This window comes from Streptomyces sp. NPDC096046, from assembly GCF_040303285.1.
In the GTDB taxonomy this organism is placed as follows: domain Bacteria; phylum Actinomycetota; class Actinomycetes; order Streptomycetales; family Streptomycetaceae; genus Streptomyces.
Map to the genome: position 1 here is coordinate 60201 of NZ_JBEOSZ010000011.1, position 22063 is coordinate 82263.

At 72.4% G+C, this 22063-nt stretch carries 20 protein-coding genes and 1 tRNA gene; 9 read left to right on the plus strand and 12 right to left on the minus strand.

The genetic code is table 11. The features are described 5' to 3' along the window. Nucleotides 1-286: 286 nt before the first annotated feature. The gene (locus ABTX62_RS12720; RefSeq protein WP_352116167.1) at nt 287-1552 is read left to right on the plus strand and encodes a M6 family metalloprotease domain-containing protein; all 1266 of its coding nucleotides are present in this window, start codon (nt 287-289) and stop codon (nt 1550-1552) included. A 127-nt stretch (nt 1553-1679) separates the two neighbouring features. Here ABTX62_RS12720 and ABTX62_RS12725 read toward each other — a convergent pair. The 7 genes from ABTX62_RS12725 to ABTX62_RS12755 all read right to left on the minus strand — a co-directional run bounded on the left by ABTX62_RS12725 (nt 1680) and on the right by ABTX62_RS12755 (nt 8029). Beyond that, nucleotides 1680-1753: transfer RNA gene (locus ABTX62_RS12725), tRNA-Lys, on the minus strand. Further along, nucleotides 1744-2394, minus strand: a complete 651-nt coding sequence (locus tag ABTX62_RS12730; protein WP_352116168.1) for a bifunctional DNA primase/polymerase — start codon at nt 2392-2394, stop codon at nt 1744-1746. The genes ABTX62_RS12725 and ABTX62_RS12730 overlap by 10 nt, the downstream gene beginning before the upstream one ends. A 124-nt stretch (nt 2395-2518) precedes the next feature. Continuing rightward, nucleotides 2519-2887, minus strand: coding sequence for a DUF8844 domain-containing protein (locus ABTX62_RS12735; RefSeq protein WP_107455154.1), 369 nt, complete (start codon nt 2885-2887; stop codon nt 2519-2521). Between the two features lie 178 nt (nt 2888-3065). After that, nucleotides 3066-4400 (minus strand): AAA domain-containing protein, encoded by a 1335-nt coding sequence (locus ABTX62_RS12740; RefSeq protein WP_352116169.1) that lies wholly within the window; start codon nt 4398-4400, stop codon nt 3066-3068. Then, entirely contained in the window at nt 4397-5989 is a 1593-nt protein-coding gene (locus ABTX62_RS12745) for an amino acid adenylation domain-containing protein (RefSeq protein WP_352116170.1), read from the minus strand. Before ABTX62_RS12745 ends, ABTX62_RS12740 begins: the two co-directional genes overlap by 4 nt. Continuing rightward, a complete protein-coding gene (locus tag ABTX62_RS12750) occupies nt 5980-7128 on the minus strand; it encodes a hypothetical protein (RefSeq protein ID WP_352116171.1) in 1149 nt (382 codons plus the stop codon). Before ABTX62_RS12750 ends, ABTX62_RS12745 begins: the two co-directional genes overlap by 10 nt. After that, a complete protein-coding gene (locus tag ABTX62_RS12755) occupies nt 7079-8029 on the minus strand; it encodes a phosphatase PAP2 family protein (protein ID WP_352116172.1) in 951 nt (316 codons plus the stop codon). Before ABTX62_RS12755 ends, ABTX62_RS12750 begins: the two co-directional genes overlap by 50 nt. Nucleotides 8030-8230: 201 nt before the next feature. On the opposite strand from ABTX62_RS12755, the gene ABTX62_RS12760 reads away from it, so the two are divergent. Continuing rightward, the gene (locus ABTX62_RS12760; protein WP_283973151.1) at nt 8231-8824 is read left to right on the plus strand and encodes a histidine phosphatase family protein; all 594 of its coding nucleotides are present in this window, start codon (nt 8231-8233) and stop codon (nt 8822-8824) included. A 265-nt stretch (nt 8825-9089) separates the two neighbouring features. On the opposite strand, the gene ABTX62_RS12765 is transcribed toward ABTX62_RS12760, so the two are convergent. Next, nucleotides 9090-10541: an NsdA family TPR-like regulatory protein gene (locus ABTX62_RS12765; RefSeq protein ID WP_352116173.1), complete on the minus strand. Its 1452-nt coding sequence runs from the start codon at nt 10539-10541 to the stop codon at nt 9090-9092. A gap of 298 nt (nt 10542-10839) precedes the next feature. Between ABTX62_RS12765 and ABTX62_RS12770 the strand changes: the two genes are divergently transcribed. Both ABTX62_RS12770 and ABTX62_RS12775 read left to right on the plus strand, forming a co-directional pair. Beyond that, on the plus strand, nt 10840-11247 hold the full coding sequence (locus tag ABTX62_RS12770) for a hypothetical protein (RefSeq protein WP_352116174.1): 408 nt from the start codon (nt 10840-10842) through the stop codon (nt 11245-11247). 70 nt (nt 11248-11317) lie between these two features. Next, entirely contained in the window at nt 11318-12187 is an 870-nt protein-coding gene (locus ABTX62_RS12775; RefSeq protein WP_352116175.1) for a spermidine synthase, read from the plus strand. A gap of 40 nt (nt 12188-12227) precedes the next feature. On the opposite strand, the gene ABTX62_RS12780 is transcribed toward ABTX62_RS12775, so the two are convergent. Beyond that, nucleotides 12228-12755 carry a hypothetical protein gene (locus tag ABTX62_RS12780; protein ID WP_352116176.1) on the minus strand — a complete coding sequence of 176 codons (528 nt, stop codon included), beginning with the start codon at nt 12753-12755 and terminating at the stop codon, nt 12228-12230. 131 nt (nt 12756-12886) lie between these two features. Here ABTX62_RS12780 and ABTX62_RS12785 point away from each other — a divergent pair, with 131 nt between their 5' ends. The 5 genes from ABTX62_RS12785 to ABTX62_RS12805 all read left to right on the plus strand — a co-directional run bounded on the left by ABTX62_RS12785 (nt 12887) and on the right by ABTX62_RS12805 (nt 18383). Continuing rightward, nucleotides 12887-13591 carry a response regulator transcription factor gene (locus ABTX62_RS12785; RefSeq protein WP_352116177.1) on the plus strand — a complete coding sequence of 235 codons (705 nt, stop codon included), beginning with the start codon at nt 12887-12889 and terminating at the stop codon, nt 13589-13591. Continuing rightward, entirely contained in the window at nt 13588-14985 is a 1398-nt protein-coding gene (locus ABTX62_RS12790) for a sensor histidine kinase (RefSeq protein WP_352116178.1), read from the plus strand. Before ABTX62_RS12785 ends, ABTX62_RS12790 begins: the two co-directional genes overlap by 4 nt. 185 nt (nt 14986-15170) lie before the next feature. Beyond that, nucleotides 15171-16484: an ABC transporter substrate-binding protein gene (locus ABTX62_RS12795; RefSeq protein WP_352116179.1), complete on the plus strand. Its 1314-nt coding sequence runs from the start codon at nt 15171-15173 to the stop codon at nt 16482-16484. 31 nt (nt 16485-16515) lie between these two features. Then, entirely contained in the window at nt 16516-17499 is a 984-nt protein-coding gene (locus tag ABTX62_RS12800; protein WP_352116180.1) for a carbohydrate ABC transporter permease, read from the plus strand. After that, entirely contained in the window at nt 17496-18383 is an 888-nt protein-coding gene (locus tag ABTX62_RS12805) for a carbohydrate ABC transporter permease (RefSeq protein ID WP_283973160.1), read from the plus strand. The genes ABTX62_RS12800 and ABTX62_RS12805 overlap by 4 nt, the downstream gene beginning before the upstream one ends. A gap of 197 nt (nt 18384-18580) precedes the next feature. Here ABTX62_RS12805 and ABTX62_RS12810 read toward each other — a convergent pair whose 3' ends face one another. The 3 genes from ABTX62_RS12810 to ABTX62_RS12820 all read right to left on the minus strand — a co-directional run bounded on the left by ABTX62_RS12810 (nt 18581) and on the right by ABTX62_RS12820 (nt 22060). Next, nucleotides 18581-20017, minus strand: a complete 1437-nt coding sequence (locus ABTX62_RS12810; protein ID WP_352116181.1) for a GH1 family beta-glucosidase — start codon at nt 20015-20017, stop codon at nt 18581-18583. Between the two features lie 108 nt (nt 20018-20125). Next, a complete protein-coding gene (locus ABTX62_RS12815; RefSeq protein WP_102912406.1) occupies nt 20126-21034 on the minus strand; it encodes a carbohydrate ABC transporter permease in 909 nt (302 codons plus the stop codon). Nucleotides 21035-21046: 12 nt separating this feature from the next. Beyond that, complete coding sequence (locus tag ABTX62_RS12820; protein WP_352116182.1) at nt 21047-22060, minus strand: carbohydrate ABC transporter permease; 1014 nt, start codon at nt 22058-22060, stop codon at nt 21047-21049. Between the last annotated feature and the right edge of the window lie 3 nt (nt 22061-22063).

Consider the following 22063-nt stretch of genomic DNA (forward strand, 5'->3'; position numbering starts at 1 on the left):
CAGGAAAGGTCAGGAAAGTGTGCCGATCATAGAGGCTGGCCCCGGGGCCTTCCAGCCGGTGTTCAGTCTTCCCGGCCAACCGGCCCTTCTGCCAGATCGTTTCTGCACGCACCTGGACGGCTCCTTCAGGGCCCCGACCAGTTGTGACGTTCTGTGAGTGCTTCGGGGGTGTCGGCTTTCGTGATTTTTCGCCCCCTTCACCCGACCGGTGTAGGCAAACAGGGTGCGGTAGGACAAATCATCACAGGCTGGGTGCGGTGTCCCGCGAACCGCACCGGAGGTACCCGTGCCGCGTCCGTTTCCGCGCGCCCGACTGCGCAGCACCGCGGCCGTGTTCACCACCATGTCCGCGCTCGCCGCCACCTCCCTGGGCACCGGCCCCTCGGCCGCCGGGCCCGACTCGGCCGTGCCCTGCGCCCTGACGCGCACCGACGCCCACCACTCGGAGGGCCTGGACACCTGGAACGCCGACTATCCCCGCCCGGCCAGGGCCCTGGACGCGGTCATGGTCTTCCTGTCCTTCCCGGACTCCCACCCGCTGACCACCCCGCAGGAGCTGACCGCCGACCACTTCCCGGCCACCACCCGCTTCTTCGAACGCGCCTCCTACGGCCGCTTCACCCTGCGCCCGCATCCGCTGCGGCACTGGATCGGGATGCCGCAGCCGTCCACCGCCTACGACATACGGCGCGACTGGAGCCCCGGGCACCGGGCCGCGTACCTGCGGGACGCGCTCTCCGTGGCCGACCCGCAGGTGGACTTCTCGCGCTACGACGTCGTGTACTTCATCGCCGACCCGGACGCGCCCGGCGTGGACTCCGACGCGACCAAGGTGGTGAACCTGACCAGTCCGCTGCGGGCCGACGGCACCGACCTGCGCCGGATCGTCACGGTGTTCGAACAGCACCCGCCGGACCGGCTGGTCCTCGCCCACGAGACCGGGCACGTGTTCGACCTGCCGGACCTGTACCGCCGTCCCGTGGACGGCAAGGGCGACTGGGACACCCACGTCGGCGACTGGGACCTGATGGGCAGCCAGTTCGGACTCGCCCCCGACCTCTTCGCCTGGCACAAGTGGAAGCTGGGCTGGCTGGATCCGCGGCAGGTGCGGTGCGTGCAGGACGCCGGGCCCGCCCGGCTGACCCTGGAACCGCTGGCGGCGGGACCCGGAGGGCCGATGACCGGGGCCGCGGGCGCGCAGGCCTTCGGTCTCGGGCGGGGCACCAAGCTGGCGGTGGTGCGGACGGGACCCGACAGTGTGCTCGCCTTCGAGGCACGGGGGCAGGTGGGCAACGACGTGACCGCCTGCCGGCAGGGGGTGCTCGTGTACCGGGTGCGGGGCGGGGCGCAGTCCGGGGGCGGACCCATCGAGGTGATCGACGCCCATCCGCGCACCGAGGCCTGCTGGGAGGACTCCGTCTACCCGCCCCTCGCGGACGCGCCGATCGGCATCGGGGAGCGATTCACGGTGCCGGGCGAGGACGTACGGGTCGAGGTGGAGGGGCGTACGGCGTCGGGGTCCTGGACCGTGAAGATCGCGGTGGGGCGCTGACGGGGCGGCGGTACGACGCTCGGAGGCGGGTGTGGGCAGCCCTCACGGCGCGCGGCGAAACCGCGCACAGACGACGGTGGCGGCTCGCGCTCGCGTTGTCCGCGAACACAAGCCGCCACCGGTACAGTGCGCCGCCAGGGACTCGAACCCCGGACCCGCTGATTAAGAGTCAGCTGCTCTAACCAACTGAGCTAGCGGCGCCTGCTGACGTCGTAGACCTTAGCACCCTGGTCGGCGGTAGGAAAAATCGAAATCCGCACGGCGGAGCGGGCCGCCCGGACGGCCGCCCAGAGCAGTACCTCGGGGCCGGGGAGCCAGGGCTGACGGGTGTCCGGGGCGACGAGCCAGCGGGAGCCGGAGCGGGACGGGGCGGCGGCTCGGCCGGACCCCGACCCGGTGCGGGCGGCGGGCGCCGGGCCGGTGGCGGAGGTGCTCTGCGACGGGGCCGGGACGGTCACCGCGTCGCCGGTGCCGTGGCACAGCAGCGGCGGCACCGCGTCCGTGCGGTGGGTCTCCCGGCGGCCCCGCGCGCCCCACTCCTCCCACTCCAGCAGGGCGGGGAGCCGCTGCGCCGTCCCCGGGGCGGCGAAGAGCAGCATCCTGCCCCGGAACTGCGCGACCGGCCCCGAGCCGGGCCCGTCGTCCCACAGCCGGTCGAGCATCCGCCGGCCGAACATCGCCGGTGTGCTGACCACGTCGAAGACCGAGCCGCAGGGCAGCACGACCGGCGCGTCCGGCCGCTCCAGCCAGAGGGCGAGTGTGCTTCGCGGATACGTTCCTGCCGAGGCGAGCCAGGCGGCCCCGTCCGGGGTGACATCGGAGGCGTTCCATGTGCTGCTCATGGCATGCAGGTCTACCCGCCGTGAGCACTCGGTTTCCATGGGTTGCGGGAAAGCGGGACAGGAGGGGGCCGGGAGGGGTATCTTGCCCACCTGGCATATGCCAGGTGATCGGGAAGGGCCGGTGTCAGGCGGTCTCGCCCGGTCCCCGGCCCTCGGCGTCGCCCCGCATCAGGTCCCGCCCGAACTCGACCATCTTCTTGGCGTAGTCCTCGGTCCACTCGGCCCGTTCGGCGATGTCCGCGGTCGTCAGCCGGTCGAACCTGCGCGGGTCGGCCAGCTGAGCCGCCGCCATCGCCTGGAACTCCACCGCCCGGTCCGCCGCGGCCCGGAACGCCAGCGTCAGCTCCGTCGCCCGGGCCAGCAGGGCCCGGGGGTCGTCGATCGACTCGAGGTCGAAGAAGTGCTCGGGGTCGGAGGCCGCCTCCGCGGGCTCGAAGAGCAGGGGCGCGGGGCGTAGCCGCGGTTCGTTCCGACGCGGCGTGGGCTCCGCCATGTCTTCTCCTCCTCGTACGTCGCGCTGACCCTCCCGGTGGAGTGGGCCACCGTCCATTGTCTCGCGGGCGCGCAAGTGGGCATCGCGGTCTCGGGTACGGCCGGCACACCACCCTGTGTTCGTCACAGCTCCCGGGACAGGCGAAGTCCGGCCACGCGCAAGTGCTCGCGGGCGCCGGTCACGGGCGCCACTCCACGCGGTGCTCCGCCAGGTGCGCGAGCACCGCGTGGTTCGCCTCCCAGCCGTCCGGGAACTTCACCACCGTCCCCAGCTGCACCGGCTCCGTCGACGGATAGTCGTCCAGCAGGTCGGTCACCCCCGCTCGGCAGACCACGACGCAGGCGTGCCGGTGGCGGGAGGCCAGGACGCACAGCCGGCCGGTCTCCAGGTGGAAGGCCGTGGCGTCGGGGCGGCCGGACAGGGGGTGGAGGACCACCGTGACGTCGTACTCACGGCCTTGCAGCCGGTTGGCCGTGTCCACGACCACGTCGGTGGCGCCGAGACCGGCCAGGGCCGAGCGGACCGCCGCCGCCTGGTCCCGGTGGGCCGTGCCGACGGCGATCCGGTCGGCGGTGAGGGGGGAGGCGAAAGGGGATCGTTCCGAGGTTGCCGCGCCCGCGCGGTCCAGCAGGCGCCGTACCACCGTCGCCACCGCCCGGACCGCCTCCGGGTCCGTGCGCGGGGTGTGCCGGGCCGGCAGTTCCAGCAGGCCCCAGCCCGACCCGGCCGCCTCGTCGATCACCCGATCGGGGGCCGAGCCGTCCGACGGCACCCCGAACGCCAGGGTCCGGTCACCGTGGCCGGTGCCGCTGCGGAACGGCGTGTACGGGTAGAAGGCGTCCGAGACCAGGGGCGCGGCGGAGGCCGGGAGCCGCCAGGAGACCGGCAGCCGGTGCTGCGGAAGGTCCGGGTTGTGCGCCAGCAGGGTCGTCACCGCCGAGGCCGACGGGTCGTAGGACAGGCCCGCCCACTGCTCGCTGCCCACGATCGCGAACGGATCCAGCTGCCCCGGGTCCCCCACGAACAGCGCCCGCTCGAACAGCCCGGCCACCGCGAGCAGCGCGTCCGAGCGCATCTGGTACGCCTCGTCGACGATCGCGTGCCGCCACGGTTCGTCGACCTTCACATGCGCCCACTTCGCGGCGGTCGAGATCGTCACGGCCAGTCCGGCGAGGTCGGCCGCCTTGGCCGACGTGCGCACGTTCGGCAGCTCGTCGAGCGCCTTGTCGTACGGGTCGGAGTCGCTGCTGTGCAGCCGGCCCACGGGCAGCTCGGGGTTCTTCTCGGCGAGCCGCAGGACCAGGTCGTCGACCTGGGCGTTGGTCTGCGCCACCACCATCAGCGAACGGCCCGCCTCGGCCAGTTCCAGCGCCGCGCGGACCACCAGCGTGGACTTGCCCGCGCCAGGCGGGGAGTCCACGACGACACCGCGCGCGGTGCCCTGCAGCGTGTCGCGCAGGATCGCGTCGGTCGCCTGCGCCGCGGCGGCCGAGGGATCGAACACCGTGGTCACAGCACGTCCTCCTCGGTCATCGGGTCGGCGGCCTCCAGGGTCGCCTCACCGGGCGGCCCGCCGTGCGTCCACGGCGTCCGGTCCGGGTCGGGCAGCTTCGCGCCACCCCGCTGCTCGTGCTCGAAGAGCGTGAAGCAGACGCGGTCGCCCTTCTCCGGCACCGAACCCGGTTCGGGCTCCTTGCCGCGGCCCATCTTGTCGAGGACCCGCAGCACCACGTGCCCGCCGTCCTCCTCGGCCGCGACGAACTCCGCCGCCTGCGGCTTCCCGCCCAGCGACCGGTACACCCTCGTCCGCTCGCCGAGATGCGGCCGGTCGTCCGTGCGCACCGTGACCAGGGGGCGCGGGGTGGGGCGCCTGCCCTCGCCGTACGCCATCACGACGTCGGTGACCTCACCCGCGAACGCCTCCCCGGACAGCCGCCGACCGGCCATCACCAGCGGGTCGTCGAGGGCCTCCTGCGCCTCCAGCCGGGCCTGTTCGCGCTCGCGCGTGGCGAGCTTGTTCGCCGCGGTGACGGCGTCGTCGCGGCGTGGCTGCGGGGGCTCGCCCGCCAGGACGCGGTCGCGGTGGCCGGTGAACGACCAGCGGTCGCGGGTCCACCGCTCCTCGACCCGTGTCCCCTCGGGCAGCTCCCGCAGCAGGTCGAGGCCGCGCCAGACCGCGTCCCAGGTCGGGCGGGTGCGGCTGAGCACCAGGTCGCGGATCTCCCGCTCGGCGGCGGTCAGCGCCCCGAGCCGGTCGTCGGCCTCCAGGCCGTCCTCGGCGGCGGCGAGGGCGGTGCGGGCCCGGTCGTAGCGCTCGATGGCCGGGGCGAGCAGCTTGTTGTCGAACGCCGGGTCGGTGGCCGGGCCGGCCGGCGGGCAGATCAACTGGCCCCGCTCGTCGCGCTCCAGCTCGGCGCGCAGCGCGGCCTCGGCGCCGGTGACACCCTCCGGCGGGTCGATCCAGGCGAGCAGCGCCCCCAGGTGCTGGTCCTCCAGGGCGGACTGCCCGGTCACCCAGTGCCGGCTCAGCACGTCGGTCATCGCCAGCAGCAGCGAGGAACCGGGTACCCGGGCCCGCTCCCCGAAGTGCGTCAGCCACCGCCCGAGCAGCGGCACCCGGGGCGGTGCCGGGTAGGGGGCCTCCGGATCCTGCTCCGCCGTGCGCCGGAACCGCGTCGAGCGCCCGAGCAGCCGCACGAGGTCGATGCCCGCGCGGCTCGGCACGATCAGCTGGGGCGCGTCCGCGCACAGGTCGACCTCGACCTTGACCCGCTTGCCGGTCTCCGGGTCGGTCTCGGTGCGCTCGGCGGCCTCCACGGCCTCGGCGTACGCGTCGACGTACGGCAGCACGATGTCGGCCAGCTCGGCCAGGAACGCGAACCTGAGGTCGCGGTCGCGGGGCTGCGGGACGGCCAGCAGGCGCGGCGCGTCCCGGTCGGTGCCCACCAGCGCGCCGAGCGGGGCGCCCGCCTCACCGGCGGTGGTCAGCGGCACGAACACCAGGGGGCGCTCGCCGAGATGCCGGTGCCGGACGGTGGCGGCGGGCTGGGCACGGCCGGTGCTGACGGCTTCCAGCCGGGCCAGGGTGGAGATCAGCGACACGCCGCCTCCAGCGCCTCGGCGCGCAGGGCGGCCGCCCGTCGCAGGGCCGCCACGGCCGGGTCGTCGGGATCGCCCGCCTCACCGCGCGCCGCCGCGAGGACGTCCTCCACGGTCGTCAGGCCGCCCAGCTCCGCCCGCACCGGGCGCCCGAGCGTGGTCACCGCGCCCTCCCGGCGGGACCGGGCCCGGCAGTGGAACGCCAGCTCGCACGCGGACAGGCACTCGGGCGCGTACGCCGCCGGGACCGACTCCACGGCCGCCGACAGGTCCTCCACGGGAAGCTCGGGCGAGAAGCACGTGCCCTCGGGGAGCGCGTCGGCGATCTCCTCGATACGGGTCAGCCGGGCCAGCTGGCGGGCCGTCACCGCCCGCTGCTTGCGGATGTCGACGGCGGACGCGGCCGGCAGGTTGGAGAAGTCCCGCGGGCAGACCAGCAGGATCCGGTGCCGCACCCGCGGGGCCCCGCCCGGGGCGCTCGGCCTCGGAGACGCTTCAGCCGGTGCCGCGACCTCCTCCAGGGCCAGCACGTACACCGCCGCCTGCCGGGCCGCCGCCCCGACCTTCGCCGGATCCGCCGAACCGTCCAGCAGCGGGAACGACTTGATCTCCACCACCGTCCAGCTGCCGTCCGGATGCACCACCACCGCGTCGGGCTCCAGGAAGGCCGGGGAGCCCGCCACGTCCAGGGCGAGCATCGGATGGTCGAGCAGCGTCCACGCGCCCGGGTGCGCGACGGCCTCCCGCAGCTCCAGCGCCGTACGGGCCGTGCGCCCCTGGGGGCCGGTCGCGGTCAGGTCGGGCACGCGCGCCCGCGTGGGCGGCTCGGCGGACCGGTCGAGCTTCTCGTGCACCAGCCGCAGCAGCTCCGCGCCGGCGTCGGCCTTGACCTTCGCCTCGAAGGCGTTGCCTCTGGTGAGGGCGAACTGCGACTGCCCGAAGGCGGACGGCGAGCCCAGGGCGCTCGCCAGCGCCGCCTTGTTCACCCCGGCGCCGTCGAGGATCGCGCGCCGCGCACAACCGGGGTTGGCGGCCAGCGCGGCCAGGGCGCGCGCGTCCAGCGCCTTCGCGGGTACGTCGGGGCCGCGCAGCTCAGCGAGCCGGTGCCGGAGCGCCGTCCCCCGCGTCCTTGGGAGAGGCACCCGGCTCGGCTCCCGCTCCGACCGACTCGCGCTGCCGTGGAATTCGCTCACCCGCGGAAGTCTGGCATCCGGCACTGACAATCGAGGAACCCGCGGCGGAAGAGTCCGCCGTGACCGGTGCGGCAGACGGCACGAACCGCGCCTTGATCCGGTCCGCGCCGCGCATCACGAGGGGTGCCAGCAGCAGCCCGACGCCCATGACGGCCGCGCCCGCGACCGCGTCGAGGAAGTAGTGGTTGGCGGTGCCCATGACCACGATCGTGGTGATCAGCGGGTAGGCGACACCGGCCGCCTTCGTCAGGCGCGTACCGCCGTGACGCCACAGCATCACCCCGCACCACAGGGCCCAGCCCACGTGCAGACTCGGCATGGCCGCGTACTGGTTGGTCATGTCCCCCATGCCGCGCGGCGCGCTCGCCGCGCCGCCCCACCAGCCGTACGAGCTGTACTGCGCCATCGTGTCCACGAAGCCGTGGCTCGCGTCGAGGAGCCGGGGCGGGCAGGTCGGCAGCAGTGTGAAGCCGATCAGGCCGATGAGGGTGGACGTCATCAGCCAGGTGCGCGCGGCGCGGTAGCGCACGGCGCGGGAGCGGAAGAGCCACACCAGGACGGCCGGTGTGACCAGGTAGTGCAGCGACGCGTACCAGAAGTCGGCGGGTATGCCGATCCACGCCTCGCGTGTGAAGAGGCGGTTGAGCGGATGCTCGAGGTTGAGATACAGCGCCTTCTCGAAGCGCAGGATCGTCAGACCGTGGTCGACCGCGCCGGAGACGTCACCGCGGGCGAGGAGCCGGCCGGCCGAGTAGCACGCGTACACCAGCAGGATCAGCGGCAGCTCGGTCCACCAGCGCAGCCTGGGCGCGGGGGCCGCCTCGGTGCCCGGTGTCTCGGTGTGCGGCATCCGATCGCCCTCCCCCTTCAGTTCAGTCTCGTAGCCCGGTCGGCCGTGCCACTTTACGGTGTGCGCGCCCGCCACGAGGGGGCGCCTCCGGACCTCGAAGACGCAGAGATCGCCCCCCGGGTTGCCCGCGGCGGCCGTGCGCGATGATGGAGGAGTCCCCCTTGCAGTTCCTCTTGCGTTCCTCCTCCGGAAAGGTGCCTCATGGCCGCGCGCATCCTGCTGGCCCGCCACGGACAGACCGAGTGGTCCCTGTCCGGCCGACACACGGGCAGGACCGATGTGCCGCTCCTCGAGGAGGGCCGGCGCGGCGCCAAGCTGCTCGGCGAGCGCCTGCACCGGGCACCGTACGAGGGTCTGGCCGGGGTCGAGGTGCGCACCAGCCCGCTGGCACGCGCGCGGGAGACCTGCGAGCTGGCCGGTTTCGGCGACCGCGCCCGGACCTGGGACGCGCTGCTGGAATGGGACTACGGGGCGTACGAGGGCATGACCCCCGCGGACATCCAGGCCGTCCGGCCCGGCTGGCTGATCTGGCGCGACGGTGTGCCGGACGGGGAGTCGCTCGCCGAGGTCACGGCCCGGGCCGACGAGGTGGTCTCCTGGGCACGCGCCGAGGACCGCGACGTCCTGGTCTTCGCCCACGGGCACATCCTGCGCTCCATCGGGGCGCGGTGGCTCGGCCTCCCGGTCGACTTCGCGGCCCGGATACGGCTGAACCCGACCTCGCTGTCCGTGCTGGGCTGGGCCTACGGGGAGCCCGCGATCGAGAGCTGGAACGACCTGGGGCATCTCGCCTGAGGCGGGCCCGCGCCGCCCTCCGGTGCCGCGGCGGGCAACGTTCGCCCGTCGCGGAGCGGTGTCCGGTGCCTGCTCTCGGCGGGCCGGCCGGGCGTCGTCGTACGGGACGTCCTCCGGCTTTGGGCCGGTGCGGCGGCGGGGGGCCACTCCCGTTCGAGCGCGGCCGGAACGGGGGAGCGCCCCGGGCGTCGCGGCGGGGCCGCGCAGCCGGGACCGGAGGAGCGTGCCGGGTGTCGCGGCGGGGCGAACGTCGCCTGCCGCGGCCTCAGGTCATCCGCGGGGACGCGGCGTGTCTGTCCAGGAACGCCGACACCCCGGACGCCCTGCGATGCGGCAGCAGGACCCGTGCCGTGGCCGCCAGCATGGTCTGCACGCGGGACGACTGGACCTCCTCCAGCAGATCCAGCACCCGCATCCCCGCCACCGCGGCCTCGTCCGGCCGGCCACCGCGCGCGAGGTCGTCGGCCAGCTCCGCCGTGTAGAGGGCGATGTTCCGGGTGAAGTGCGGATCCTGCAGCTCGGCCGCGCGCCGCGCATGCCGTGCCGCCCGGGGCCAGTCGCCGAGCGTGGACCAGCACTGCGCCTCCAGGCCCTCCAGTTCGGCCTCGCCGTAGAAGCTCATCCACTCGGGGTCGGTGTCCGAGGGGCCCCGTTCGAAGAAGGCCTGCGCCCGGACCAGCGCCTGCTCGCAGCCCACCCGGTCGGCGAGCCCCGCCCAGCCGCCCGCCTCGCGCAGGGAGAGCAGCGACATCAGCCGGGCCGAGCCCACCGGCCGGGCGACGCGCTGCGCGGCCTGGGCGGCCCGGACCGCCTCGCGCGGCCGGCCCGCGTCGCGCGCGAGGAACGCCGTGTTGCAGAAGGCGTGCGCCTCCAGGCCCGGGTCACCGGTCATCCGGGCGGTCGCCAGTGCCTCCGCGTAGTGGGATCGGGCATCGTCGAAGCGCCCCGAGTCGTGGGCCAGCCAGCCCACGGAGATGGCCAGTTCACCGGCGCCCGAGTAGAGCCGGTCAGCGGTCGTCTGCCGGGTCGCGCCGGCGTCCAGCAGGGTGTAGGCGGCCCGCAGCGGGGCGGCGGCGCGACGGTAGAGACCGTCGGCCCCGTGCCGGTCGTCCAGCAGCCGGATCCGGCGGACGGCTTCTTCCAGGGCGCCCGCGTCACTCGCCCCGGCGCGGTGCACGGGGCGCTGTGCCGCCGTCGCGTCGAGGGCGAGGCCGACAGGCCCCAGTGAGGCGGCGGCCACCGTGGCGCCTCCGCCGGTCATGAACGCGCGACGTAGCACGTCGCTCTCCTCGTAGGTGTCGTGCGGGTTGTGCGGGTCGTACGGGTTCTGTGGTGTATACGGCTCGCACGCCCCGCTGGTCTCGCTCGTGGCGTGCGCCGGGTTCGTGGTGCGCGTCAGGGGCGCGTGCTCGACGTCGCGCGCCCGGCGTCCGCGTACCGACGAGCGGGGCGCGAACCCGAGATCGGTGAGTGTGCGGCCTGGGAACATGTGCAGGAACACCCGTTCGTACGCGTAGTTGGGGCAGCGGATCTCGCCCGCCTCGACCCGGCCGATGTACCGCGCGTCACAGCTGACCTGCTCGCCGATCTCCAGTCCGGCCCGGCGGATCGCCGCGGCGAACTCGGCCGGTGAGCGCTGTCCGCGCAGTCGCCGGAAGACGAGGTTCGGCCGTGCGGGCCGATCGGATGGAGACGAGGTCAGCGGTGACGACGCCATGGCCGGGTCCTCTCGTGCGAACCGTCGAACCATGCCGGATTCGAGGCGGACTGCTGCGAGTTGTCCGCATAGTCTGCCCCGTGTCCGGCGGGCAAGAACGTACCTGCTGTGATGGATCCACCACGCTGAGTTTGGCTACAAACCGGATATCTCATCCGTGATCTGCCATGAAGTGCCATCCTTTGCGGCTGACTTCCGCCGTAGCCCTTGACGGCCTGTCGCGTTGAACGCTGCGGACCGGGAGGCCCCCGACTCCCGACCGCTCGTCCAAGCAGGGGTTTTCGTGGTGGAGGCCGGGATGAAGACCAGCCGGATCAACGATCCTCGTCCGCGACCGGGCGGACCGCCGGACGCACCGGCCGTCGGCTGCGATGTGGTGACGGTGCCGGCGCGACAAGGGCTGGAGGCGGTCGACATCCTGCGGCGCGGGCCGGGCGACGCCGTGGGACCCGTACTGCACGACGACGGCGGCGACACCCTCGGCTTCCTGGTCCCGCCGGGGACGGCGGCCGCGTGGGACGTGCCGGGGAGCATTTGCACCGAGACCGACGGACGTGGACCGACCCTGGCGCCCGAGCCTCCCGTGGAGGGTTCGGACTGGCTGCTGCCGCCCGGCGAGGCCGACCTGGCGACGGACCCCGCGATGCTGCGCGAGGCCCTCGGCGAGGCGGCCCGGATCCTCAGGGCGGCGGACAACTGCCGCTGAGGCCTCCTCCGATACCGGGCGGCAGCGGGTGCGTGCGCCCCGCTCGGCGGGCCACCCCGATAATGACCCCGTGGGAAAGTCCAGGGGCGGCCGACGCAGACAGGCCGAAGCGGAGGCCGTCGTCGAGAGCGTCGACGGCGGGCTCGCCGAGCTCGTCCCCGACCGTGAGCGGGCCCGGGCCTGGACCCTGGTGATCGACGGGGCCCCGCAGTCGCACGTCGACCTGGACGACCCGTGCCACCTGTCCTTCGAGTACCAGCGCCGCCTCGGGCACGTGATCGACCTCGCCGCCCCGCCCGGCCGGCCCGTGCACGCCGTGCACCTCGGCGGCGGCGCCCTCACCCTCGCCCGCTACGTCGCCGCCACCCGGCCCCGCTCCACCCAGCAGGTCGTCGAACGGGACGGCGCCCTCGTCCGGTTGGTCCGCCGCGCGCTGCCGCTGGACCCGAACGCGCGCGTCCGGGTGCGGTCCGCCGACGCCCGTGAGGGCCTCGCCAAGGTGCCGGACGGCTGGGCCGACCTCGTCATCACCGACGTGTTCAGCGGGGCGCGGACACCCGCACACCTGACCTCCACCGAGTTCCTCGACGACGTGCGCAGGGCCCTCAAGCCCGGCGGGGTCCACGCCGCCAACCTCGCCGACGGACCGCCGCTCGCCCACCTGCGCGGCCAGATCGCCACCGCCGCCGCCCGTTTCGAGCAGCTCGCGCTGGTCGCGGACGCGGCGATGCTGCGCGGCAAGCGCTTCGGCAACGCCGTCCTGGTCGCCTCCGACCGTCCGCTGCCGGTCGCCGAGCTGACCCGCCTGGCCGCCTCCGACCCGCATCCCGCCCGCGTCGAGCACGGCAGGACGCTCACCGACTTCACCGGCGGGGCCGCGCCCGTCACGGACCTCGCGGCGGTGGCGTCGCCGGCCCCGCCCCCGTCGGTGTTCGGATGACCGGGTACGGCACGCGGGCGCCGATGACCGACCGCGGCGGTCAGTAGGTCCCGATCTCCACCCGGGGCGGCCCGTCGTGCCAGGTGCAGAACACCGACACCCGGTCCGCGCCCGAGGCGAACTCCACGCGGATCCACGACTCCGTCTTCCACACCTGCATCGACCAGCCCGGCCCGGGCGTCGCCGAGACGAGCGAGGCGGCGGTCTTCCCCAGATCGAAGACCGCCCGGCCGCCATCGGTGTCATAACTCCTCACCCGGCTGGAGGCGCCGGGGGCGGTGCTCGGCGAGGGCGAGGGCGACGACGGCGTGGCGGCGGGGCCCGGTTTCGCGGAGGTGGACGCCGGAGGTGTGCTCGGCTCCCGCCGCTTCGGCGAAGGCGTCCGTTCCGGCACGCCGGCCGACACCTTCGGCTCCCGCGTGGACGCGTCGACGGCCTTGACGGGCAGAGCGCGCGGCGGATCGTAGGCCGTCCCCGCCAGCACGGTATGGACTCCCCACCACGACAGCGTGACCGCCGCGCCCGTGGCGAGCAGCCAGGCCAGTATGTGTACGAGTCCTCTGCGCATCGCGGGCCATACTGCCTCACGGGTCCCACGCGTTGTCCACAAGGGGCCGCGCACGGGGGCCGGTTGTCCCCGTCCGGGGAGTTGTCCACAGGCCTGCGCCCGGCTGTTCGAGATGGCGTACGGTGCGGCGCATGGCAAGTGTGCTCGTGGTCGAGGACGACCAGTTCGTACGCTCGGCGCTGATCCGGCACCTGACCGACGCCGCGCACGCCGTGCGCAGTGTGGGGACGGCCCTGGAGGCGCTGCGCGAGGTCGCCCACGTCCGCTTCGACGTGGTGATCCTGGACCTCGGACTGCCCGATCTCGACGGGTCCGAGGCCCTGAAGATGCTGCGCGGGATCACGGACGTGCCGGTGATCGTGGCCACGGCCCGGGACGACGAGACGGAGATCGTCCGGCTGCTGAACGCCGGGGCGGACGACTACCTGACCAAGCCGTTCTCCGTCGAGCACCTGTCGGCCCGTATGGCGGCCGTGCTGCGCCGCGCCCGCTCCGGCGCCGCGGACGGGGAGCCGCCCCCCGTGATCCGGGTCGGCGGCCTGACCGTCGACCCACTGCGCCGCAGGGCCGAACTGGACGGCGCGCGGCTCGACCTCACCCGCCGCGAGTTCGACCTGCTCGCCTTCCTGGCCAGCCGGCCCGGCGTCGTCGTGCCCCGCAAGGAGCTGCTCGCCGAGGTGTGGCAGCAGTCGTACGGCGACGACCAGACCATCGACGTCCATCTGTCCTGGCTGCGCAGGAAACTGGGCGAGACGGCGGCGCGTCCGCGCTATCTGCACACCCTCCGGGGCGTCGGAGTGAAGCTCGAACCACCGGGGGCGGGGGCGCCGCGATGAGGTGGGCCCTGGTCAAGGTGTCGCTGGCGGTGACCACCATGGTCGTGGTGGCCTTCGCGGTGCCGCTCGGACTCGTCATCCGCGAGATGGCCCGCGACCGCGCCTTCTCGGACGCCGAGCGGGAGGCCGCTGCCGTCGCCCCCGCCCTGTCCATCACCACCGACCGCGACCAGCTCGAACGGGTCGTCGCCTCCGCCGGCTCCGACGCCGGGATGGCCGTGCACCTCCCCGCGGGCGACGGCCGGGAGGCCCTCGAACTCGGGCGGCGCCGCGCCGCCGACGAGGACATCGCGGCGGTGCGGACGCTGGGCCGCGCCTCCACCACCGCCGTCCCCGGCGGCTCGACGCTGCTCCAGCCGGTCGCGCTCAGCACCGGCAAGATCGCGGTCGTCGAGGTGTACGTGCCGGAGTCCGAGGTCACCAACGGCGTGGGCACGGCCTGGGCGGTGCTCGCCGCGGTCGGGGTGGCGCTGGTCCTCGGCTCGGTCGCGGTCGCCGACCGGCTGGGCGTCCGCATGGTCCGCCCCGCGCAACGCCTCGCCGAAGGCGCGCACGACCTGGGGGAGGGCCGCCTGGGCGCCCGCGTGCCCGAGGAGGGCCCGACCGAACTGCGGCTCGCGGCGATCGCGTTCAACTCGATGGCCGACCAGGTCGTCCAGCTCCTGGCGAACGAGCGGGAGCTGGCGGCCGACCTGTCCCACCGGCTGCGGACGCCCCTGACCGTGCTGCGGCTCAACACCGCCTCGCTCGGCGAGGGACCGGCCGCCGACCAGACCCGGACCGCCGTCGAGCAACTGGAGCGCGAGGTCGACACCATCATCCGTACGGCGCGGGAGGCCAAGCCGCAGACGGCCGCGGCCGGTCCGGGCGCGGGATGCGACGCGGCCGAGGTGGTCCGGGAGCGGATGGCGTTCTGGTCCGCGCTCGCGGAGGACGAGGGCCGCAAGTGGCGGGTGGCCGGGGCCGACCGGCCGGTGCGCATACCCGTGGCCCGCGCCGACCTGGCCGCCGCGCTCGACGCGCTGCTCGGCAACGTCTTCCGGCACACCGCGGAGGGCACCGCCTTCGCGGTCGACGTGCACAATGGCGAGGACGCGGTGATCGTCCTCGTCTCCGACGCGGGCCCCGGCATACCCGACCCCGAGACGGCGATGGCGCGGGGCCGCGGCTCCGGCAGCGACGGCTCGACCGGGCTCGGCCTGGACATCGTGCGCCGGCTCGCGGAGTCCACCGGCGGAGACGTGCGGATCGGTTCCTCGGTGCTCGGCGGCACCGAGGTGCGCATCTGGATCCAGCTGGACGGCCGCGCCCCCGCGGGCCGAGGGCACCGCCAGCTGCGGCGTCGCCGCCCCGGCAGGCTCACCGCCGTCTACCACCGCTCACGGTCCCACTGACCGCTCTCGTGAGGGCCCCTCACGTGTCGGTCACGTTTCGACAAATGGAGGGACCGGCTCTTGACGTATGACCGGACATGAGGCTGTCATTGCGCCACCGTGTTCGGTCAAGTTGATTTCTGGTTGATTGCGACCGGAATTCACGCCACACCCTCGTGGCCGAACCCTGCCCTCAGGAGCCGTTCATGCACGACCTCTCTCCCTCCGGTGTCTCCCTCCCCGCACCCAGCCGCCGCACCCTGCTGCGCGGAGTGGGCGGTGCGGCCCTGCTCGGAGCCGGCATACCCCTGCTGAGCGCCTGCGGCGGCAGCGGCGCGTCCGCCGACCCGAAGACGGTCAGCCTCGGCTCCAACTCGTCGGACGCCGTGCCGAAGAAGGCGTTCGCCGAGATCTACGCCGCCTTCACCAAGAAGTCCGGCATCAAGGTCGACGTGAACACCAAGGACCACAACACCTTCCAGGAGCAGATCAACTCCTATCTGCAGGGCACGCCCGACGACGTGTTCACCTGGTTCGCCGGCTACCGCATGCAGTTCTTCGCCTCGAAGAAGCTGGCCACGCCGATCGACGACGTGTGGGAGAAGATCGGCGGCAACTTCCCCGAGGCGATGCACAAGCTCAGCAAGGGCGAGGACGGCAAGTACTACTTCGTGCCGCTGTACTCGTACCCGTGGGCGGTGTTCTACCGCAAGAGCCTCTTCGCCCAGCACGGCTACGAGGTCCCCACCACCTGGGACGACTTCGTAGCCCTGTGCAAGCGGATGCAGAAGGACGGGCTGGTCCCGATCGCCTTCGGCGACAAGGACGCCTGGCCCGCGATGGGCACCTTCGACCAGATCAACTTCCGCACCAACGGCTACGACTTCCACGTCGAGCTGATGGCCGGCAAGGCCTCCTGGACCGACGCCAAGGTGCGCAAGGTGTTCGACCACTGGACGGAGATCCTGCCCTACCACCAGGAGGGCGCCGTCGGCCGCACCTGGCAGGACGCCGCGCAGACCCTGGTGGCCAAGAAGGCCGGCATGTACCTCCTGGGCACCTTCGTCGGCCAGCAGTTCACCGACAAGGCCGACCTCGACGACCTGGACTTCTTCGCCTTCCCGGAGATCGACCCGCAGTTCGGGCAGGACACCGTCGAGGCACCCACCGACGGCTTCATGCTCTCCAAGGCGCCGAAGAACCGCGCGGGTGCCGTCAAGCTCCTGGAGTACCTGGGCACGCCCGAGGCCGAGGAGATCTACCTCAAGGCCGACTCCAGCGTGGTGGCCGCCTCCACCAAGGCCGACACCTCCTCCTACACCGCGCTGCAGAAGAAGTCCTACGAGATGATCTCCGGCGCGAAGAGCCTGACACAGTTCATGGACCGCGACTCCCGCCCGGACTTCACCGCCACGGTGATGCAGCCCGCGCTGCAGAACTTCGTCCGCAACCCCAAGAACATCGACAGCATCCTCTCGTCGATCGAACGACAGAAGAAGACGATCTTCGCCTCCTCCTGACCGAACGGAGACTCGACGACTCGGATCCCACATGACTGCCACCCCCGCGAAGGCTCCGGAGCCGGCCGCCCAGCCGGCTCCGGCACCCGCCCCCGCACCCGCGCCCGCCAAGACGCCCCACGGCCACCGGCGGCTGCTCACCCGCCGCGACCGCCTCACGCTCGGCCTGATGGCGGGCGTGCCGACGATCCTGCACGTCGCCCTGGTGTGGCTGACGGCGCTGGCCTCGATCGCGCTGGCCTTCACCACCTGGGACGGCATCGGCTTCGACGCCATCAAGTGGGTCGGACTGCACAACTTCAGGGAACTGTTCACCAGCAACCCGCAGTTCTGGCCCGCCGTCGAGCACAACGTCGTCTGGTTCGTGGTGCTCATCCTGCTGCCCACGCCGTTCGGCCTGTTCCTGGCCGTGCAACTGGACAAGAAGATCCGCTTCAGCCGCGTGTACCAGACCGCGTTCTTCCTGCCGGTGGTGATGTCGCTGGCGGTCATCGGATTCGTCTGGCAGCTGATCTACAACCCGGACACGGGCCTGATCAACAGCCTGATCGGCGCCAACGAGCCCGGCCACTACATCGACTGGATCGGCGACCCGGACCTCAACCTCTGGGCCATCCTCGTCGCCGCCTCCTGGCGGCACGCCGGCTACATGATGATCCTGTACCTGGCCGGCCTGAAGAGCGTCGACCCCGCCCTGCGGGAGGCCTCCGCGCTGGACGGCGCGAGCGAGTGGCAGACGTTCAAGAACGTCATCTTCCCGACCCTGCGCCCGACCAACACCGTCGTCCTGGTCGTCACGATCATCGAGGCCCTGCGCGCCTTCGACCTGGTGTTCGTCTTCAACAAGGGCGCTCAGGGCACCGAACTGCTGTCGATCCTGGTCACCAACAACATCATCGGCGAATCCAGCCGCATCGGGTACGGCTCCGCCATCGCCGTCGTCCTGCTGGTGATCTCCCTCGTGGTGATCATCCCGTACCTGGTCGCCACCTTCCGGAAGGAGCGGCGCGCATGAGTACCCTGAGCGCCCCGCGCAAGCAGCGCGCCCCGATCCGCCCCGCCCGGATCCTGCTGCACACCTTCCTCGTCGTCACGGCGCTGGCCTGGCTCGCGCCCCTGCTGTGGGCCCTGCTCGCGGCGATGCGGCCGTACGCGGAGACCAGCACCAAGGGTTACGTGTCCTGGCCCGACAAGCTCACCTTCGACAACTTCACGAACTCCTTCCAGCAGTCGGACATGCTGCACTACTTCGGCAACACCCTGCTGATCGCCATCCCGGCCGTGCTGCTGACACTGCTGCTGTCGTCGATGGTCGCCTTCTACGTCAGCCGCTTCGACTTCCGCCTCAACCTGTTCCTGCTGCTGGTGTTCACGGCCGGCAACCTGCTGCCCCAGCAGGTCATCATCACCCCGCTGTACCGGCTCTACCTGCTGATCGACCTGCCCGGCATCACCATGAGCGGCAAGCTCTACGACTCCGCGCTCGGCCTGGTCCTCATCCACGTGGCGTTCCAGTCCGGCTTCTGCGCCTTCGTGCTGAGCAACTACATGCGCTCCCTGCCGCACGAGCTCACCGAGGCCGCCCTCGTCGACGGCGCCTCCGTCTGGCGCCTGTACTGGCAGATCGTGCTGCCGCTGTGCAAGCCCGCGATGGCCGCCCTCGCCACCCTGCTCTCCATCTGGATCTACAACGACTTCTTCTGGGCCATCGTGCTCATCTCCACCGGCGAGAACATGCCGATCACCTCGGCCCTGAACAACCTCTCCGGCCAGTACTTCACCGACCCCAACCTGGTCGCCGCCGGCGCCCTGCTCACCGCGATCCCCACCCTGATCGTCTACTTCGCGCTCCAGCGCCAGTTCGTCAGCGGCCTCACCCTGGGCGCCAACAAGGGCTGACGTCCATTCCCCGGAAGAGGAACCCCGTGGCCACCGCCGCCGTCCCAAGGCCCGGTGGCCACAGCCAACCCGGCCAGGGCCCGGCCGAGTTCACGGGAGCGGCCCGCCGGTGGCGGCGTCCTGTCCGAGCACTCCCCGCTGCGAGGGTGTGGGGCGCGGCACTCCCCTAAGCGTGCCGCGCCCCCGCCCCCCGTCGGTCAGACCGCCTCCACCTCGGGCAGTGACCCGGTCCGCGCCGCCCTGCCGTACCACAGGGCGCTCGTCTTCGGGGTGCGCTCCAGCGTCGCGTAGTCCACGTAGACCGCGCCGAAGCGCTTGCCGTAGCCGTACGACCACTCGAAGTTGTCCATCAGCGACCACAGGTAGTAGCCGCGGACGTCCGCGCCGTCGGCGATCGCCCGGCGCACCGCCGACAGGTGGCCGTGCAGATAGGCGACACGCTCCGGGTCGTGCACCCGGCCGTCGGAGTCGATCTTGTCGTCGTAGGCCGCGCCGTTCTCCGTGATGTAGAGCGGCAGGCCCGGCGCCTCCCGGGTGTAGCGCATGATCAGCTCGTGCAGTCCGGTCGGGTCGATCGTCCAGCCCATCTCGGTGCGGTCGCCGGGCGTCTGGTGGAAGGCGACGTCGTCGGCGGCCGGCCACGGCGAGTGGTCGCTCGCCCCGTGGCCGTCGGCGCGCGGCGCCTTCGCCGACGCGTCCGCGGCCGAGACCAGCGCGGGCGTGTAGTAGTTGAGGCCCAGCGCGTCCAGCGGCTGGTTGATCAGCTCCAGGTCGCCGTCGAGGACGTGGTCCCAGTCCGTCAGGCCCGCCGTCGCCACGTACAGCGACTCCGGGTAGGCGCCGTGCAGCATCGGCCCGTGGAACACGCCGTTGGCCAGGTCGTCGATCCTGCGGGCCGCCGCCAGATCCGCCGGGTCCTGCGAAAGAGGCCGCACGACCGAGGAGTTGAGGCTGATCGCGACCGTGTTGCGGGCCGGCATCACCGACCGCAGCGCGGACGCGCCCAGCCCGTGCGCGAGGTTCAGATGGTGCGCGGCACGCAGCGATGCCGCCGGGTCCGTACGGCCCGGGGCGTGCACCCCGGAGGCATAGCCCAGGAACGCGCTGCACCACGGCTCGTTGAGCGTGATCCACTGCTCCACCCGGTCGCCCAGCGCCTCGCCGACGATCTGCGCGTACTCCGCGAACCGGTACGCCGTGTCGCGCTCGGGCCAGCCACCCGCGTCCTCCAGCTCCTGCGGCAGGTCCCAGTGGTAGAGGGTGACGGCCGGCTTGATGCCCTTGGACAGCAGCTCGTCCACCAGCCGGCGGTAGAAGTCCAGGCCCTTCTGCACGGCCGGGCCCCGGCCGGTCGGCTGCACCCGCGACCACGAGACGGAGAAGCGGTAGGCGCCCAGGCCCAGCTCCGCCATCAGCGCCACGTCCTCGCGGTAGCGGTGGTAGTGGTCGACAGCGATGTCACCGGTCTCACCACCGGCCGTCTTGCCCGGCGTATGGCTGAAGGTGTCCCAGATCGACGGCGTACGGCCGTCCTCCCGCACCGCACCCTCGATCTGGTACGCGGACGTCGCCGCGCCCCACAGGAAGGCGGGCGGGAAGGACACCGCGGTGGCCGGGTTCTCGGAGTCAGGCATGGAAGCGCTCCCAAGGGGGTCGTGTGGACCGACGAGTGGAGGGGGAGGGGAAAGGGGCCGAGGCGGCTGTGGTTCGGCCCCCGGGAAGGCAGGACGCAGCGGCAGGACTCAGCCCTTGACGGCGCCCTGCATGATGCCGCCGACGATCTGCTTGCCGAAGATCGCGAAGACGATCAGCAGCGGCAGCGTGCCCAGCAGGGCGCCGGCCATGATCAGCGACTGGTCCGGCGTGTAACCGCGCCCCAGCCCCGCCACCGCCACCTGCACGGTCGGGTTGCCGGTCTGGGTCAGGACCAGGAAGGGCCACAGGAAGTCGTTCCAGGTCTGCACGAACATCAGCATGCCCAGGACGGCCATCGCGGGCCGCGCGGTCGGGAACACCACGTGCCACACCACACGCCAGCTGCTCGCGCCGTCCACCCGGGCCGCCTCGATGATCTCGTCCGGCAGCGCCTGGATCAGGTACTGCCGCATGAAGAACACACCGAACGCGCTCACCAGCGACGGGAAGATCACCGCCTGGAGCTGGTCCGTCCAGTCGAGCTTGGCGACCATCATGTAGAGCGGGATGATGCTGAGCTGCGGCGGCACCATCATCGTGCCGATCACCACCAGCATCGCCGCGCCACGGCCCTTGAAGCGCAGCTTGGCGAAGGCGAATCCGGCGATCGTCGACAGGAACACGATGGTGAACGACGAGATGCCGGCCACCAGGGTGGTGTTGAGGAACGCCTCGCCCAGGTTGGCGTCCGTCCAGGCCACTTCGAGCTTGTCGAAGAGGCCGGAGCCGAACCAGAAGGGCGGCGGGGTCTGCGCCAGGCGCTGGTTGTCGCGCGAGGCGGCGATCGCCGTCCACACCAGCGGGAACAGCGAGATGACGGTGAAGAGGGCGAGGATGACGTACGCCACCGGGCCGGCGTGCAGCTGCCCGCCCGCGCGTGCCGCCTTCATGCCACGTGACCGCTTCGGCGGTTCGGGGACCGCGTCGGCCGGGGGTTTCGTCAGGGTCGTCGTCACGGCCGGTTCTCCTTAGCTACTGGCGCGCAGCCGGCGCGAGATGACGTAGTTGACGACCCCGATCACGATGAGGATCAGGAACATCGTCCAGGCGATGGCGGAGGCGCGGCCCAGGTGCTGGTTGATCCAGCCCTGCTCGTACAGGTACAGGCCGAGCGTCTGGAACTGGTGCTGGGATCCGCCGGAGGCGCCCTTGTTCGCGTCGAACAGCAGCGGCTCGCCGAACACCTGCGAGGCGCCGATGGTCGACACCACGACCGTGAACAGGATGGTCGGACGCAGCGAGGGCAGCGTGACGTGGAGGAACTGCCGCCAGCGGCTCGCTCCGTCCAGGGCCGCGGACTCGTAGAGGTCCTGCGGGATCGCCTGCATCGCGGCCAGGTAGATCAGCGCGTTGTAGCCCGTCCAGCGCCAGATGATGATGCTGGACACGGCGATCTGGGACGGCCACTTGTCGTTCTGCCAGTCGACGTGGTCGATGCCGACGGCGTTCAGCGCCCAGTTGATCATGCCGTAGTCGCGGCCGAAGAGCAGTACGAAGACCAGCGAGGCGGCGGCGATCGACGTGGCGTAGGGGGCCAGCATGACGACGCGGTAGAACGTGGAGCCGCGCAGCTTGTAGTTGAGGATGTGCGCCAGGCCCATCGCCATCAGCAGCTGCGGAACGGTGGAGATGATGCCGATGGTCAGGGTGTTCTTCGCCGCGTTCCAGAAGAAGTCGTCGTCGAAGATGCGGGTGTAGTTGTGCAGGCCCGCCCAGGTCATGTCCGTGGGTGCCGTCAGCTCCACCTGGTGCAGCGAGGCCCAGCCGGTGTACAGCAGCGGGAACAGGCCGAACGCGAGGAAGAGCAGGAAGAAGGGCGAGACGAACGCGTACGGGCTCCAGCGCATGTCGCGCTGCCAGCGACGGGAGAGCCGGGCGCGCTTCTTCCGCGCCGCCTCCGCGTCCGCGTCGGCCGGCGGGCGGCCCGGGGCCGCGCCCCCCTCCTTCACGGGGGGCGCGGCGGTGTCGTGCCTGGTTGCCATTCG

Bases quoted from the DNA above. Each gene is read 5' to 3' on its own strand.
- ABTX62_RS12730 (WP_352116168.1), bottom strand. From the start codon at position 2,394: ATGAGCAGCACATGGAACGCCTCCGATGTCACCCCGGACGGGGCCGCC.
- ABTX62_RS12735 (WP_107455154.1), bottom strand. From the start codon at position 2,887: ATGGCGGAGCCCACGCCGCGTCGGAACGAACCGCGGCTACGCCCCGCG.
- ABTX62_RS12755 (WP_352116172.1), bottom strand. From the start codon at position 8,029: ATGCCGCACACCGAGACACCGGGCACCGAGGCGGCCCCCGCGCCCAGG.
- ABTX62_RS12760 (WP_283973151.1), top strand. From the start codon at position 8,231: ATGGCCGCGCGCATCCTGCTGGCCCGCCACGGACAGACCGAGTGGTCC.
- ABTX62_RS12765 (WP_352116173.1), bottom strand. From the start codon at position 10,541: ATGGCGTCGTCACCGCTGACCTCGTCTCCATCCGATCGGCCCGCACGG.
- ABTX62_RS12770 (WP_352116174.1), top strand. From the start codon at position 10,840: ATGAAGACCAGCCGGATCAACGATCCTCGTCCGCGACCGGGCGGACCG.
- ABTX62_RS12780 (WP_352116176.1), bottom strand. From the start codon at position 12,755: ATGCGCAGAGGACTCGTACACATACTGGCCTGGCTGCTCGCCACGGGC.
- ABTX62_RS12785 (WP_352116177.1), top strand. From the start codon at position 12,887: ATGGCAAGTGTGCTCGTGGTCGAGGACGACCAGTTCGTACGCTCGGCG.
- ABTX62_RS12790 (WP_352116178.1), top strand. From the start codon at position 13,588: ATGAGGTGGGCCCTGGTCAAGGTGTCGCTGGCGGTGACCACCATGGTC.
- ABTX62_RS12795 (WP_352116179.1), top strand. From the start codon at position 15,171: ATGCACGACCTCTCTCCCTCCGGTGTCTCCCTCCCCGCACCCAGCCGC.
- ABTX62_RS12800 (WP_352116180.1), top strand. From the start codon at position 16,516: ATGACTGCCACCCCCGCGAAGGCTCCGGAGCCGGCCGCCCAGCCGGCT.
- ABTX62_RS12805 (WP_283973160.1), top strand. From the start codon at position 17,496: ATGAGTACCCTGAGCGCCCCGCGCAAGCAGCGCGCCCCGATCCGCCCC.
- ABTX62_RS12810 (WP_352116181.1), bottom strand. From the start codon at position 20,017: ATGCCTGACTCCGAGAACCCGGCCACCGCGGTGTCCTTCCCGCCCGCC.
- ABTX62_RS12820 (WP_352116182.1), bottom strand. From the start codon at position 22,060: ATGGCAACCAGGCACGACACCGCCGCGCCCCCCGTGAAGGAGGGGGGC.